Annotated in this window: 14 protein-coding genes and 1 pseudogene; 7 read left to right on the top strand and 8 right to left on the bottom strand. The window is 69.8% G+C overall.

Annotation, left to right across the window (positions count from 1 at the left end):
• Positions 1-43 precede the first annotated feature (43 nt).
• Positions 44-1240 carry a glycogen synthase gene (gene glgA, locus BIU98_RS09400; protein WP_071275268.1) on the bottom strand — a complete coding sequence of 399 codons (1197 nt, stop codon included), beginning with the start codon at positions 1238-1240 and terminating at the stop codon, positions 44-46.
• Between the two features lie 47 nt (positions 1241-1287).
• Between glgA and BIU98_RS09395 the strand changes: the two genes are divergently transcribed.
• Both BIU98_RS09395 and serB read left to right on the top strand, forming a co-directional pair.
• A complete protein-coding gene (locus BIU98_RS09395; RefSeq protein WP_071276394.1) occupies positions 1288-2529 on the top strand; it encodes a glucose-1-phosphate adenylyltransferase in 1242 nt (413 codons plus the stop codon).
• Between the two features lie 55 nt (positions 2530-2584).
• A complete protein-coding gene (gene serB, locus BIU98_RS09390) occupies positions 2585-3223 on the top strand; it encodes a phosphoserine phosphatase SerB (protein ID WP_071275266.1) in 639 nt (212 codons plus the stop codon).
• Positions 3224-3335: 112 nt separating this feature from the next.
• Here serB and fabG read toward each other — a convergent pair whose 3' ends face one another.
• Positions 3336-4049: a 3-oxoacyl-ACP reductase FabG gene (fabG, locus tag BIU98_RS09385; protein ID WP_071275264.1), complete on the bottom strand. Its 714-nt coding sequence runs from the start codon at positions 4047-4049 to the stop codon at positions 3336-3338.
• Between the two features lie 178 nt (positions 4050-4227).
• Between fabG and BIU98_RS09380 the strand changes: the two genes are divergently transcribed.
• The 3 genes and pseudogenes from BIU98_RS09380 to BIU98_RS09370 all read left to right on the top strand — a co-directional run bounded on the left by BIU98_RS09380 (position 4228) and on the right by BIU98_RS09370 (position 5965).
• Positions 4228-4659, top strand: a complete 432-nt coding sequence (locus tag BIU98_RS09380; protein WP_071275262.1) for a DUF3099 domain-containing protein — start codon at positions 4228-4230, stop codon at positions 4657-4659.
• Positions 4659-4865 (top strand): annotated as a pseudogene (locus BIU98_RS18510) (hypothetical protein); the annotation flags it as partial. The gene BIU98_RS09380 and the pseudogene BIU98_RS18510, both read left to right, overlap by 1 nt.
• A gap of 125 nt (positions 4866-4990) precedes the next feature.
• Positions 4991-5965 carry an SURF1 family protein gene (locus BIU98_RS09370; protein ID WP_083393134.1) on the top strand — a complete coding sequence of 325 codons (975 nt, stop codon included), beginning with the start codon at positions 4991-4993 and terminating at the stop codon, positions 5963-5965.
• Between the two features lie 365 nt (positions 5966-6330).
• Here the strand turns inward: BIU98_RS09370 and BIU98_RS09365 are convergent, their stop codons facing one another.
• Positions 6331-7929 (bottom strand): ABC-F family ATP-binding cassette domain-containing protein, encoded by a 1599-nt coding sequence (locus BIU98_RS09365; protein ID WP_071275258.1) that lies wholly within the window; start codon positions 7927-7929, stop codon positions 6331-6333.
• A 115-nt stretch (positions 7930-8044) separates the two neighbouring features.
• On the opposite strand from BIU98_RS09365, the gene BIU98_RS09360 reads away from it, so the two are divergent.
• Positions 8045-8644 carry a biotin transporter BioY gene (locus BIU98_RS09360; RefSeq protein ID WP_071275256.1) on the top strand — a complete coding sequence of 200 codons (600 nt, stop codon included), beginning with the start codon at positions 8045-8047 and terminating at the stop codon, positions 8642-8644.
• Positions 8645-8945: 301 nt separating this feature from the next.
• Here the strand turns inward: BIU98_RS09360 and BIU98_RS09355 are convergent, their stop codons facing one another.
• The 5 genes from BIU98_RS09355 to sufB form a co-directional block, all read right to left on the bottom strand.
• Positions 8946-9275 (bottom strand): metal-sulfur cluster assembly factor, encoded by a 330-nt coding sequence (locus tag BIU98_RS09355; protein WP_071275254.1) that lies wholly within the window; start codon positions 9273-9275, stop codon positions 8946-8948.
• The gene (sufC, locus tag BIU98_RS09350) at positions 9275-10048 is read right to left on the bottom strand and encodes a Fe-S cluster assembly ATPase SufC (RefSeq protein ID WP_071275252.1); all 774 of its coding nucleotides are present in this window, start codon (positions 10046-10048) and stop codon (positions 9275-9277) included. Before sufC ends, BIU98_RS09355 begins: the two co-directional genes overlap by 1 nt.
• 110 nt (positions 10049-10158) lie before the next feature.
• Positions 10159-10485, bottom strand: coding sequence for a non-heme iron oxygenase ferredoxin subunit (locus BIU98_RS09345; RefSeq protein ID WP_071275244.1), 327 nt, complete (start codon positions 10483-10485; stop codon positions 10159-10161).
• Positions 10485-11759, bottom strand: coding sequence for a Fe-S cluster assembly protein SufD (sufD, locus tag BIU98_RS09340; RefSeq protein WP_083393133.1), 1275 nt, complete (start codon positions 11757-11759; stop codon positions 10485-10487). The genes BIU98_RS09345 and sufD overlap by 1 nt, the downstream gene beginning before the upstream one ends.
• Positions 11760-13178, bottom strand: a complete 1419-nt coding sequence (gene sufB, locus BIU98_RS09335) for a Fe-S cluster assembly protein SufB (protein WP_071275241.1) — start codon at positions 13176-13178, stop codon at positions 11760-11762.
• Positions 13179-13442: 264 nt separating this feature from the next.
• Here sufB and BIU98_RS09330 point away from each other — a divergent pair, with 264 nt between their 5' ends.
• Positions 13443-14414 carry a heme A synthase gene (locus BIU98_RS09330; RefSeq protein ID WP_071275238.1) on the top strand — a complete coding sequence of 324 codons (972 nt, stop codon included), beginning with the start codon at positions 13443-13445 and terminating at the stop codon, positions 14412-14414.
• Positions 14415-14530 lie beyond the last annotated feature (116 nt).

Below are 14530 nucleotides of genomic sequence, written 5' to 3'. Positions count from 1 at the left end.
GGACGTCACCCGGGCCTCCCGGCTGGTGCTGTTCCCGCTCGCCTCAGCGAGCCGCCAGGACCTGGTCGTAGACCGCCCTGGTGCGCGTCGCGATCGCGCCCCAGGTGAACTCGCTCTCGACGCGGAGCCGGCCGGCGCGCCCCATGAGCTTGGCGAGACCGAGGTCCGACAGGACCTCGTTCAGCGTGGCGGCGAGGTCGGCGACGTACTTGTCCGGGTCCGTCGGCGTGCCGGTGCCGTCGGTGACCTGATCGATCGGCACGATGCGGCCGGTGAGGCCGTCGGCGACGACCTCGGGGATGCCGCCGGTGCCGGAGCCGACGACGGGGATGCCGCAGGCCATGGCCTCGAGGTTGACGATTCCGAGGGGCTCGTAGATCGAGGGGCACACGAAGACGGTGCCGGAGGACAGCACGTTGACGATCTCGCGGTGGGCGAGCATCCGGTCGATCCAGACGACGCCGTCACGCTGCTGGCGGAGGTCCTCGACCAGACCGGTGACCTCGGCCAGGATCTCGGGGGTGTCCGGGGCGCCGGCGCAGAGGACGATCTGGACCTCGGGCGGCAGGGCAGCCACTGCGCGGAGCAGGTACGGCAGGCCCTTCTGTCGGGTGATGCGCCCGACGAAGACGACGCTCGGACGCTCGGGGTCGATGCCGAGGGCACGGACGGCGTCGTGGTCGACCTCGGGCTTCCACTCCTCGACGTCGATGCCGTTGTAGACGACGTGCACCTTCGCGGGGTCGATGGACGGGTAGGAGCGGAGGATGTCGGCGCGCATGGCCTTCGACACGGCGATGACGGCGTCGGCCTCGACGAAGGACTCGCGCTCCATCCAGCTCGACAGGCGGTAGCCGCCACCGAGCTGCTCGGCCTTCCACGGGCGGAGGGGCTCGAGGGAGTGGGCGGTGACGACGTGCGGGATGCCGTGGGTCAGCTGCGCGATGCGTCCGGCCGCGTTGGCGTACCAGGTGTGCGAGTGCACCACGTCGGCGCCCTCGACGTCCGCGGCGATCTGCACGTCGGTGCCGAGCGCCTGCAGCGCGCCGTTCGCCTGGCCGAGGCCGTCCGGCGTGCGGTACGCCCACACGTCGGCCTCGTCACGGAAGGCACCGAAGGCCCGGACACGCACCTCGGTGTCCGTCCCGGAGCGCAGAGCGCCGGTCAGTTCGGCCACGTGGACACCCGCTCCGCCGTAGACCTCCGGCGGATACTCCCTGGTCAGTAGATCGACTCGCACGCGTTCAACGTAACGGGTTCCCAGTGCGCTCGCCTACTGTGAACCCCATGCCATCGAAGAAGATATTCGGGATCGTCCTCGCCGGGGGCGAAGGGAAACGGCTCATGCCGCTGACCGCCGACCGCGCCAAGCCAGCCGTCCCGTTCGGTGGCAACTTCCGCCTCGTCGACTTCGCGTTGTCGAACCTGGTCAACTCCGGGTTGCAGAAGATCGTCGTCCTGACGCAGTACAAGTCCCACAGCCTGGACCGCCACGTCGCGGAGACCTGGCGCATGGAGGGCCTGCTCGGGTCCTACGTCGCCTCCGTCCCCGCGCAGCAGCGACTCGGCAAGCGCTGGTTCGCCGGTTCGGCCGACGCGATCCTGCAGTCGCTCAACCTGCTCCGTGACGAGCGCCCCGACATCGTCGTCGTGGTCGGTGCCGACCACGTGTACCGGATGGACTTCTCCCAGATGGTGGAGGCCCACATCGCCTCCGGCCGCAGCGCCACCGTGGCAGCGATCCGGCAGCCGATCGCGCTGGCCGACCAGTTCGGCGTCATCAAGGTGGACGACGACGACCCGACGCGCATCGAGGCCTTCCTCGAGAAGCCCAAGGACGCCACCGGCCTACCCGACTCCCCCGGCGAGATCCTGGCGTCGATGGGCAACTACGTCTTCAACGCGGACGCCCTGGTCGACGCCGTGCTCCGTGACGGGCAGGTCGAGACCTCCGCGCACGACATGGGCGGCGACATCGTCCCCGACTTCGTGGCCCGCGGCGACGCCGGCGTCTACGACCTGCAGCGCAACGAGGTGCCCGGGTCGAACGACCGCGACAAGTACTACTGGCGCGACGTGGGGACGATCGACTCGTTCTACGACGCCCACATGGACCTGATCGCCCCGGTGCCGGTCTTCAACCTGTACAACACCGACTGGCCGATCTTCAACCAGCAGACGAACCTGCCGCCGGCGAAGTTCGTCCGAGACGCCAACGGCAACACCGGCGCGACGGTCGACTCGATCGTGTCGCTCGGCTGCCTGATGTCCGGCGCCCAGCTCGAGCGCAGCGTCATCGGCCCGTGGTGCACGGTGGACTCGGGCGCGAAGGTCCTCGACTCGATCGTGTTCGAGCGGGCGACCATCGGTGCCGGCGCCGTGGTGAACCGGGCGATCCTGGACAAGGACGTCGTGCTCGCTCCCGGTGCTCGGGTGGGGGTCGACCGCGAGGCCGACGTCGCCCGCGGCTTCACCGTGACCGAGTCGGGCATCACCGTGGTCGGCAAGGGCGTCCGCGTCGAGGCCTAGCCCGCCCGGAGGACCCCTGACGTAACGAGGTGCGCGGCACCGCTACCGTGGTGGCGTGCCGCGCTTCCTCGTCGTCCTCGATGCCGACTCCACCCTGCTCGAGGACGAGGTCATCGAGCTGCTCGCCGAGTCCGCCGGAACCCGGCCACAGGTCGAGGCGATCACGGAGCGCGCCATGCGCGGCGAGATCGACTTCGCCGAGAGCCTCCGGGAGCGGGTCTCGACGCTGGCGGGCCTCCAGACCGACGTCTTCACCCGCGCACAGCAGGCGGTCCGCGTGACGCGGGGCGCCGACGACCTGGTCCGTGGCGTCCACGCGGCCGGCGGCACCGTCGGTGTCGTGTCCGGCGGGTTCCACGAGGTGCTCGACCCCTTCGCCGCGCAGCTGGAGTTGGACCACTGTCAGGCCAACCGGCTCGAGGTGGTGGACGGCGTCCTCACCGGGCGGGTCCTCGGCGACGTCGTCGACGCACGCGCCAAGGCCGCTGCGCTGCGGGCGTGGGCCGACGCCGACGGCGTGCCGCTCGCGCGGACCGTGGCGGTCGGCGACGGCGCGAACGACGTCGAGATGATGCGCGTCGCGGCGCTGTCCGTCGCGTTCGACGCGAAGCCGCGCGTGCGCGAGTCCGCCGACGTCGCCATCGTCGACCGCGATCTGTCCGCCGTGCTGGCCACGCTGGGCCTGCGGGGCTGACGCCGCCGCCCGGCCGGCCGGCCGTGTGCCGAGTCTCGGCCCCGCGGACAGGTTCTGCGCGCCGCGGCCCGCACAGAGTCCGCCTGGCCGAGTCTCGGCAGCCCGCCGCTGGCTAGTGGCCCATCCCGAGGCCACCGTCCACCGGCACGACCGCGCCGGAGATGTACCCGGCGCCGTCCCCGGCGAGGAAGAGCGTGGCGTCCGCGACGTCGTCGACCGTGCCGTAGCGCGCGGCCGGGATCTGCTTCTTGAACTCGGCCTGCAGCTCCTCGGGCAGCGCGGCCGTCATGTCGGTCTGGATGAACCCGGGCGCGACCACGTTCGCCGTGATGCCGCGCGAGCCGAGCTCCCGCGTGATCGAGCGGGCCATGCCGACGAGCGCGGCCTTCGAGGACGCGTAGTTGACCTGCCCGACCTGCCCGTAGGCGCCGACGACGCTCGACATCAGCACGATGCGGCCGAACTTCGCGCGCATCATGCCCTTCGTCGCTCGCTTCACGACGCGGAACGTGCCCGTGAGGTTCGTGTCGATGACGCTCGTGAAGTCCTCCTCGCTCATCCGGAGCAGCAGACCGTCGTTCGTGATGCCGGCGTTCGCGACCAGGACCTCGACCGGGCCGAGCGCGTTCTCCACCTCGGTGAAGGCGGCGTCGACCGAGGCGGTGTCCGTGATGTCGGCCTGCACCGTCAGCGCTCCCTCCGGGCCGCCCTGGCCGCTGCGTGAGGTCACGGCGACGCGGTGTCCGGCGGCGACGAAGCGCTCGGCGAGGGCGAGGCCGATGCCGCGGTTGCCGCCGGTGATGAGGACGGTACGGGGGGTGGTCATGGGCGCTCCGTTCGGTGGTGTGCTCGGGGTGCACGGCGTGGCTGTCCGACGGCGCGCGGGCGACGATCCGCCCGACACGCCCGCACGAGCCTACCCGGGCACACACGGCCCCAGATCGGACGGTCAAGTGTCGGTGGCCGGGCTTAGGCTGATGTGTGGGCAGACGGAGAACGAAGGCATGAAGACGACGCGTACGACGCAGAGCATCACGGCACTTCCGAAGTCACCGACGCGTGACCGGCACCACCGTCTGTCGCGCTACGTCTGGCAGATGGCGATCCGCGTGTTCCTGTTTGTCGGGGCCGTCCTCGTCTACACCGTGTGGCACAACCCGATCCTCGCGATCATCCCCATCGTGCTCGCCGGCGTCATCCCGTGGATCGCCGTCGTCATCGCGAACGCCGGCAGCCACGTCGAGTCCGACGCCATCGCTCCGGCCGGTGCCCTCGTGCGCGCCGCCGACTACGACCCCGCACTCCGCCAGCAGCAGGAGGACGCCCGCGCGCAGGCCTACCGCGACGAGCAGGAGCGCCTGCGTCAGGCCGCCCAGCACGCGCAGGAAGAATGGCAGCGCAACGGCGACCGGTCCCGCATGTGGGGCCACCGCTGATGGGGGCGACCTTCGACCTGTTCACCGAACCCGGCTCCACGCCGGTGTGCTCCCGTGCCGGGTGCTCCACCGCGGCGAGCTGGCGTGTCAACTGGCGGAACCCGCGCATCCACCCGCTCGACCGCGTCAAGATCTGGGCGGCGTGCGACGAGCACTGCGACTTCCTCGCCGGCTACCTGCGCTCCCGCACCTTCCCGGTCAAGGTCACCGGCATCGACGAGGACGTCGACCAACTGGACGACTCGCACCGCCCCGACGCCCTCCAGCACGGCGCACTGCACGGCGGCCCGAAGAACGACGTGGGTGAACGGACCCGCTCGTCGAACGAGCGATGACCGACGACTTCGACCCGCTGTCGCGCTACGGCCGGAAGCACGCCGCGCGCATCCGGCAGGCCACGGCTCGTGAGCGTGCCGCGCAGGTCGAGACCACCGTGCACGATCCCGACGAGCCCTTCGTCGGCTGGCAGTTCGTCCGCAGCCGTCGCTGGCTCGGCTACTTCGCGATCGCGGTCGCCTTCGCGATCCTCTGCACGCTGTTCGGCATGTGGCAGTGGGACCGCCGGAACGAGGCCGTCCGCGAGAACCTGCAGATCGCGACGAACTACGACCACACCCCGGTCGCCGTGCAGGACGCCCTCCCCCGGGCCTCCAGCTGGACCGACGACCAGACCTGGCTCCGCGTCACCGTCACCGGGCGCTACGACACCGACGACCAGCTCCTGGTCCGCAACCGCGTGCACAACGGCCAGCCCGGCTTCGAGGTCCTGACGCCGCTCGTCACCGCCGACGGCCGCGCGTTCGTCGTCGACCGCGGCTGGGTGCCCACCGGCAACCGGCAGGACGCCCCCGACCACGTGCCCGCTCCCCCGTCCGGGCAGGTCACCGTGACCGCACGGCTGCAGCAGTCCGAGCCGCGCATCCCCGGACGCACCGACCCCGCGCACACCGACCAGGTCCAGTCCGTCACGCTCACCGACGTGGCCGCGAAGGTCGAGGCCCCCATCTGGACCGGCGCGTACGGGCAGCTCGCATCCGAGAACCCGGCGCCGACCGAGGCCAAGCCGCTCGGCTGGGACCGCCCGAGCGCCGACACCGGGCTGCACCTGAGCTACTTCATCCAGTGGTTCATGTTCGCCGCCGGGGGCTTCGGGTTCCTGGCGTACCTGATGGTGCAGGAGTACCGGAACCTCAACCAGGACGACCCCGAGGAGCGCGAGCGCGCCCTCGAGCGGCAGCGCCGCAAGGACGCCAAGCCGAAGACGGACGCGGACATCGAGGACGAGCTCCTCGAGTCGCGTCGCTGACCGCGTCGGTTGGTCACGACACACCGCCGGCCGTCCGCCGAGCGGTCGAGGCCTGTCGGTGAGCGCAGCACGCGTCGACGTTCCCTGCCCTCTCGGCCGAGGCAAGCGGGCAGTCCTGACCGGTCACGCGCCGGACCGGAGGCCCGTGACGGCGCCGCCGCGAGCCTCCAGTCCGCCGTCCGGCCGGCATGCCCTCCACGGGTCAGGACACCCCGTCGGCGCCTCGGCCAGCGGTCATGACTCGTCGGCCATGGCGCCGTGGACCGACGAATCGTGACCGATCGACGGACGTGAGCGGGATGTCGTGACCAGTCACGGGAACGGGCCTCAGCTGGGTCACATCGACCGGCAGTCGCCCGCGCTGGCTACGCGAGCTCGATGAGCTCCGCGTAGTCCTTGTTCCAGTGGTCCTCGGTGCCGTCCGGGAGGAGCAGGACGCGCTCCGGGTTGAGGGCCTCGACCGCGCCGGCGTCGTGGGACACGAGGACCACGGCCCCCTCGAAGTTGGCCAGGGCGCTGAGGATCTCCTCGCGCGACGCCGGGTCGAGGTTGTTCGTCGGTTCGTCGAGCAACAGCACGTTCGCGCCCGAGACGACGATCATCGCGAGCGACAGACGCGTCTTCTCGCCACCGGAGAGGACGCCGGCCTTCTTGTAGCCGTCGTCACCGGTGAACAGGAACGAGCCGAGCACCCGACGGGCCTCGGTCTCGTTGAGGTCGGTCGACGCCGAGACCATGTTCTCGATCACCGTGCGGTTGATGTCGATGTTCTCGTGCTCCTGCGCGTAGTACCCGATGCGCAGGCCGTGCCCGGGCAGGATCGCCCCCGTGTCCGGTGCGTCCGCGCCTGCGAGGATGCGGAGCAGCGTCGTCTTGCCGGCACCGTTGAAGCCCAGGATGACCACGCGGGAGCCACGGTCGATCGCCAGGTCGACACCCGCGAAGATCTCGAGCGAGCCGTACGACTTCGAGAGCCCCTCGGCCATCAGCGGCGTGCGACCACATGGAGCGGGCGTGGGGAAGCGGATCTTCGCGACCCGGTCAGCGACGCGCTCGTCCTCGAGCCCCGCGAGCAGCTTGTCGGCGCGCGCTACCATCTGGTGCGCAGCAGCCGCCTTCGACGCCTTCGCACCGAACCGAGCGGCCTGGTCCTTCAGCGTCGCGGCCTTCTTCTCGGCCCCGGCACGCTCCTTGCGGCGGCGCTCCTCGTCGGCGACGCGCTGCCGCTGGTACAGCTTCCAGCCCATGTTGTAGATGTCGATGGTCTGGCGGTTGGCGTCGAGGTAGAAGACGCGGTTCACGACCTCGTCGACGAGCTCCACGTCGTGGGAGATGACGATGACGCCGCCGGGATAGGTCTTCAGGTGCTCGCGGAGCCAGACGACCGAGTCGGCGTCGAGGTGGTTGGTCGGCTCGTCGAGGATCATCGTCTCGGCGTCGGAGAACAAGATGCGCGCGAGCTCGATGCGGCGACGCTGACCACCCGAGAGGGTCTTGAGCTGCTGGTCGAGGATGCGGTCCGGCAGCTTGAGGTTCGACGCGATGGACGCCGCCTCGGCCTCGGCGGCGTAGCCACCGAGCGCGTTGAACTGGTCGTCGAGCCGGGAGTACCGACGCATCGCCTTGTCGGCGACGGCCGTGTCGGTGCTGGCCATGTCGAGCGTGGCCTGTCGGATGCCCTCGACGAGCTCCCCGAGCCCACGGGCGTCGAGGATGCGCTTGCGCGCGGTGTCCTCCGGGTTGCCCGAACGCGGGTCCTGCGGCAGGTAGCCGATCTCGCCGGTGCGGTCGATCTTGCCGTCGGTCGGCGGCTGCTCGCCCGCCAGGGCCTTGGTCATCGTGGTCTTCCCGGCGCCGTTGCGGCCGACCAGCCCGATCTTGTCGCCCTTCTCCACACGGAAGGACACGTTCTCCATCAGGAGGCGAGCCCCGACGCGGATCTCGAGGTCGTGCACGGCAAGCACAGTGGTGGTCCAATCAGTTGGTGGTTGTGCACAACGGTGTGTGCGGGAGGTTCACCGCTACGCTGACGGGACCGACAGTCCCGAAGGGGACCAGCAGTCCATTCTAGGAGAATCCATGACGAACGCCACCGGGTTCGCTCCCCGCGCAGTCCTCGCCGACCGTCTTCGGACGCACGGGCTGGCCACTGATGCCGCCCTCGTCGCCGGCGGCGCCCTCTTCACCGCCGCGATGGCCCAGCTCGAGGTCCCGATGTGGCCGGTCCCGATCACCGGTCAGACCCTCGCCGTCGTGCTCGTCGGCGCGACGCTCGGAGCCCGCCGCGGCGTCCTCTCGATGCTCGTGTACGCGATCGTCGGACTCGCCGGCGCCCCGTTCTTCGCCGGCATGTCCGGCGGCCTGCACATGCTGAGCGTCCCGAGCTTCGGGTACGTCATCGGCTTCATCCCGGCCGCCGGCGTCATCGGCTGGCTCGCCCGCCGCAACTGGGACCGCAAGGTCGGGCGCGCCGTCGTCGCGTTCACCCTCGCCAGCGCGATCCCGTTCGTCACGGGCCTGCCCTACCTGGCGCTGACGCTCGGCGCGCTCGGCCTGCCGAACGACCTGCAGTCCGTGCTCTCCGCCGGCCTGTACCCGTTCATCGTGGGTGGCGTCGTGAAGGCCCTCATCGCCGCGGGCATCGTCCCGCTCGTGTGGAGCCTGCTCCGTCGCCGCTGACGCTGCTGCAGCACGCACGAGGGCCCCGTACCGCTGGTACGGGGCCCTTCGCGTTCCGGGCGCGGCGGTTCGCGGCGGCGGCGTCTCCGCCGAGTGGTCATGACACGCCGGGAGCAGCACGTCGACCGGTCGCAGAACGTCGGCTGACGGACGCACGGGCGACGATCCGTGACCATCCGCCGGAGGTGGGCGGGGAGTCGCGACCGGTGGAGCGCGTCGCCCCCGGCGTGCAGCCGGCCCACGACGGACGGGAGGCTCCCTGCCAGCTGGCAGGGAGCCTCCCGTCGGTGCGTGGTCGCGACTAGATCGAGAACCCGAGGGCACGCATCATCTCGCGCCCGTCATCGGTGATGCGGTCCGGGCCCCACGGCGGCATCCAGACCCAGTTGATGCGGAAGGCGTCGACGATGCCGTCGAGTGCGTTCGCGGTGTCGCCCTCGATGACGTCGGTCAGGGGGCAGCCAGCGCTCGTCAGCGTCATGCTGATGATGAGCGCGGTGGCCTCGTCGTCCCAGGCGAGGTCGTAGATGAGCCCGAGGTCGACGATGTTGACGCCGAGCTCCGGGTCCTGGACCTCTTTCAGGCCCTCGACGACCTCGTCGAACTTCTCCGGTGCGAGTGTGGTGATCATCAGTTCCCCGTTGCTGCGGCTGCGGCCTGCACGTAGCGGTCGTAGCCCTCGTTCTCGAGACGGTCGGCCAGTTCCGGCCCACCCTGCTCCGCGACCTTGCCCGCGACGAACACGTGGACGAAGTCCGGCGTGATGTAGCGGAGGATGCGCGTGTAGTGCGTGATGAGCAGTACGCCGAGGCCGGTCGCTGCCTTGGCGCGGTTGACGCCCTCGGACACGATCTTCAGTGCGTCGACGTCGAGGCCGGAGTCGGTCTCGTCGAGGACGGCGAACTTCGGCTTGAGGAGCTCGAGCTGCATGATCTCGTGGCGCTTCTTCTCGCCACCGGAGAAGCCCTCGTTGACGTTGCGCTCCGCGAACGACGGGTCCATCTTCAGGTCCGCCATCGACGAGCGGAGGTCCTTGACCCAGCCGCGCAGGGCGGGGGCCTCGCCGTCGATCGCCGTCTTGGCCGTGCGGAGGAAGTTCGAGACGGTCACGCCGGGGATCTCGACCGGGTACTGCATGGCGAGGAACATGCCGGCACGGGCACGCTCGTCGACGCTCATCGCGAGGACGTCCTGGCCGTCGAGGGTGATCGAGCCACCGACGACGTGGTAGCGCGGGTGACCGGCGATCGTGTAGGCGAGGGTCGACTTGCCCGAGCCGTTCGGCCCCATGATCGCGTGGATCTCACCCTCGTTGATGGTGAGGTCGACGCCCTTGAGGATCTCCTTGACACCCTGGTCGGTGTCGATCGAGACCTTGAGGTCGCGGATTTCGAGAGTGGACATTGCGTTCCTTCGGTTGCGGCTGGGGTGCGGCGTCAGCCGCGGGAAGAGTGTGGGACGTGGTCAGTCGTTCGAGACCGTGTCACGGTCGGTCGACCGGGACCGGGTCGTGGTCAGTCGACCGGGACCGGGTCGTGCACGTCGATGTAGACGTCGCCGTCGCGGACCTCGACCCGGAAGACCGGAACGGGCTCGTACGCCGGGAAGTTCTTCGGCTTGCCGGTCGTCAGCGAGAACTGCGACCCGTGTGCCCAGCACTCCAGCGAGTCACCCTCGACGAAGCCCTCGGCCAGCGAGATCTCCCCGTGGGTGCAGGTGTCGCCGATGGCGTGCACGACGCCGGCAGAGTCCTTCACGATGGCGACCGGGGTGCCGTCGACGACCACGCGCATCGGGCTGTCCACCGCGATGTCGCCCTCGGCGCAGACCTTCTCGGCCATCAGACCGAGGTCTCGGTCAGGGAGGCGTCGACGATCGGCGCGGCGAGCACGGTCTTGCCCTCGAGCAGCTCCTGCTCGACGGCGGCGATGAGGCGTTCCTCGAGCTCGGGAGCACCGATCTTCTGGATGACCTCGACGAGGAAGCCGAGCACGACCAGGCGACGTGCTTCTTCCTCGGGGATGCCGCGAGCCTGCAGGTAGAACAGCTGCTCGTCGTCGAAGCGTCCGGTCGCGCTCGCGTGACCGGCGCCGGCGATGTCGCCGGTCTCGATCTCGAGGTTCGGGATGCTGTCTGCGCGGGTGCCGTCCGTCAGGACCAGGTTGCGGTTCTGCTCGTAGGAGTCGGTGCCGGGGGCCGTGCGGCCGATGAGCACGTCGCCGATCCACACGGTGTGCGCACCGGCGCCCTGCAGTGCGCCCTTGTAGTTGACACGGCTGCGGGAGTTCGGTGCGTCGTGGTTCACGTACACCTGCTGCTCGATGTACTGCCCGGCGTCGGCGAAGTACACGCCGTACATCTCGACGTCGGCGCCCTGCGCACCGAGGTGCGTCGAGGGGTTGACGCGGACGACGTCCCCGCCGAGCGAGACCACCACGTGCTTGAGGAAGGCGTCGCGGCCGACCTCGGCGAAGTGGGCCGAGACGTGCACGGCGTCGTCGTCCCAGTCCTGCACGGTGACAACGGTCAGACGTGCGTTGTCCTGCACGACGATCTCGACGTTCTCCGAGAGGAGTGCCGAACCGCGGTTGTCGATGACGACGATGCCCTGCGCGTTCGGCTCGGCCGTGATGACCGTGTGAGCCGCCCGCGGCTGTCGCCCGAAGTCGGACCGCGTGATCGCGATCGACTCGTGGGCGTCGGTCGCCTTGACCGTCACGGCGAGGACGGCGTCACGCGCAGTCCAGGCCGCCGCTGCTGCCCGGTCCTCGGGCAGGCCGGCAGTGCCGACGCGCGGGTCGTCACTCCGCCCCCACTCGACGTCGGCGCCGTCGGACTGGGTCGCGAGGAAGGGGTACGCGGAGCCGTCGAGACCGCCCGCGAGCAGCGGAGCGACCTTGTCGAGCGGCGCGAACTTCCAGTTGACCTCGCGGCCGGTGACCGCGGCGAAGGCGTCGATGTCGCCCGACTGCGGGCGCTCCGAGCGGGTCTGGACCGGGATCTTGCTCTCCCAGGCACCGTCGGAGTGGGCCCGCGCGCCGTGCTGTTCGGTCCCCGTGGGGGCAGCAGGCTCGATCGGCTGGTCGATTCGGGGTGTCGGAGTGGTGCTGGACATCTAGCCGACGGATCCTTCCATGCTCATCTCGATGAGCTTGTTGAGTTCGAGCGCGTACTCCATCGGGAGCTCGCGGGCGATCGGCTCGATGAAGCCGCGGACGATCATCGCCATGGCCTCGTCTTCCGCCATGCCGCGCGACATGAGGTAGAACAGCTGCTCCTCGCTCACGCGGGAGACCGTGGCCTCGTGGCCGAGCTGGACGTCGTCGACGCGGATGTCGATCGCCGGGTACGTGTCCGAGCGCGAGATGGTGTCCACGAGCAGCGCGTCACAGCGAACCGTGTTCGCCGAGTGGTGCGCGTTCGGGTCGACGCGGACCTCGCCGCGGTAGCCGGCGCGGCCACCGCCACGGGCGATCGACTTCGAGACGATCGACGACGTCGTGTAGGGCGCCATGTGGATCATCTTCGCGCCGGCGTCCTGGTGCTGACCGGGGCCGGCGAAGGCGACGGAGAGCGTCTCGCCCTTGGCGTGTTCGCCAGCGAGGTAGATCGAGGGGTACTTCATCGTCACCTTGGAGCCGATGTTGCCGTCGATCCACTCCATCGTCGCGCCCTCGTGCGCGATCGCGCGCTTGGTGACGAGGTTGTAGACGTTGTTCGACCAGTTCTGGATCGTCGTGTAGCGAACGCGGGCGTTCTTCTTCACGATGATCTCGACGACGGCCGAGTGCAGGGAGTCCGACTTGTAGATCGGGGCGGTGCAGCCCTCGATGTAGTGGACGTAGGAGTCCTCGTCCGCGATGATCAGCGTCCGCTCGAACTGACCCATGTTCTCGGTGTTGATCCGGAAGTAGGCCTGCAGCGGGATCTCGACGTGGACGCCCTTGGGGACGTAGACGAACGAGCCGCCGGACCAGACGGCCGTGTTCAGCGCAGCGAACTTGTTGTCGCCGGCGGGGATCACGGTGCCGAAGTACTCCTGGAAGAGCTCCGGGTGCTCGCGCAGCGCCGTGTCGGTGTCCATGAAGATGACACCCTGCTGCTCCAGGTCCTCGCGGATCTGGTGGTAGACGACCTCGGACTCGTACTGCGCGGCGACGCCGGCAACGAGACGCTGACGCTCGGCCTCGGGGATGCCGAGCTTCTCGTAGGTCGAACGGATGTCCTCGGGCAGGTCTTCCCACGACTGGGCCTGCTTCTCCGTGGAGCGCACGAAGTACTTGATGTTGTCGAAGTCGATCCCGGTGAGGTCAGCGCCCCACGTGGGCATCGGCTTGCGGTCGAACAGCTGGAGCCCCTTGAGACGGTTCTTCAGCATCCACTCGGGTTCGGCCTTGAGGTTCGAGATGTCGGTGACGACCTCGTCCGAGACACCGCGACGGGCTGAGGCACCGGCGGAGTCGGAGTCGGCCCAGCCGAACTCGTACTGGCCGAGCCCCTCGAGCTCCGGACGGTCGATGAGCACGTCGGACATGATCTCCTCGTTTCCTTCTCGCGGCAGTTCCCTGGTGGCAACCGGCGGCTGCCGGTCACCATTCCATCGCGCACCACCGACAGGACGAAGACGTCCTCGGAGATCACGCAGCTGCTGCCTCGCAACGTCATGGTTCCACGCAGTCCTGGGTGTGATCGGCGATCACGGCCCATTCGGAGCCGGCGCCTGCCTAGACTTGACTGCTGCTGAACCCTCGAAATCCTACAGGCCCGCAGCGCGGAACAACAGGAAGGCACCACCCTCGTGACTCGCGTCGCATCCCCCGTCGACCAGGACGTCCGCACGCAGTGGTGGTCCCTCCCCCGAGCCGTCGACCCGCGCGTGGTCGTCCTCGCCTGGGCGTCCTTCGTGGTGGAGGTCGTGCTCATCGGCACCGGTGGCCTCGTCCGCCTGACCGCGTCGGGGCTCGGATGCCCGACCTGGCCCCGATGCACGGCCGACTCACTCGTGTCCACGCCGGAGATGGGCGTGCACGGGATCATCGAGTTCGGCAACCGCCTGCTGACGTTCGTGCTCGTCATCGTGGCGATCGCGATGTTCCTCGCCGTGGTCCGGATGCGACGGACCCGCCCCGAACTGTTCTGGCTGGCGTTCGCCCAGGGCGCAGCGATCCCCGTGCAGGCCGTGATCGGCGGTCTCAGCGTGCTCACCAACCTGAACCCGTACGTCGTCGGTCTGCACTTCGTCGTGTCGACGGCGCTGACTGCGATCACCGCCACGCTGGTCTACCGCTCGATGAACGGGCCCCGCACGGCGCGCCGCCTGGTCCCGAGCTGGTACGTCGGCGTGGTGCGCGGCACGATCGCCGCCACCGCGGTGACCGTGCTCCTCGGCATCCTGACGACCGGCAGCGGTCCCCACGCGGGCGCCGACGCCGCTGTCGACGGAGGACGCCTGCACCGCACGGGCCTCGACCCGGCTGTGCTCCAGCACGTGCATGCCGTCCCCGCCTACGTCCTCTTCGCGCTCACCCTCGTGCTCGTGATCGGCGCGGTCCGGCTGCAGCTGTCGAGCAAGTGGGCGCTCCTGCTCCTGGTCGTGGAGTTCGTGCAGATCGCCGTCGGCCTGACCCAGGCGCGCACGGCGCTGCCCGTCGGGCTCGTCGGGACGCACATGGTGCTGGCCGGGCTGCTCGTCGGGGCCGTCACCGTGGTCACGCTGTCCACGAGGGCGACGGCGGGCCGCTCTGCCACGCGGGAGCCCCTCGCCCGCTGAAGACCGCCCCGCGCCGGTCCCTGCGCCACGCGTTACATCGCACGTCCTCGTCCCGAGACACCCCTGTCTGTGCGAAACACCGCTGCGCCCGCGCAGCGAGACACCCCTGTCTGCGC

This window comes from Curtobacterium sp. MMLR14_010, assembly GCF_001865015.1.
Classification (GTDB): domain Bacteria; phylum Actinomycetota; class Actinomycetes; order Actinomycetales; family Microbacteriaceae; genus Curtobacterium.
The sequence above is the reverse complement of the archived record's forward strand: the minus strand, read 5'-3'. Positions and strand labels throughout refer to the sequence as shown.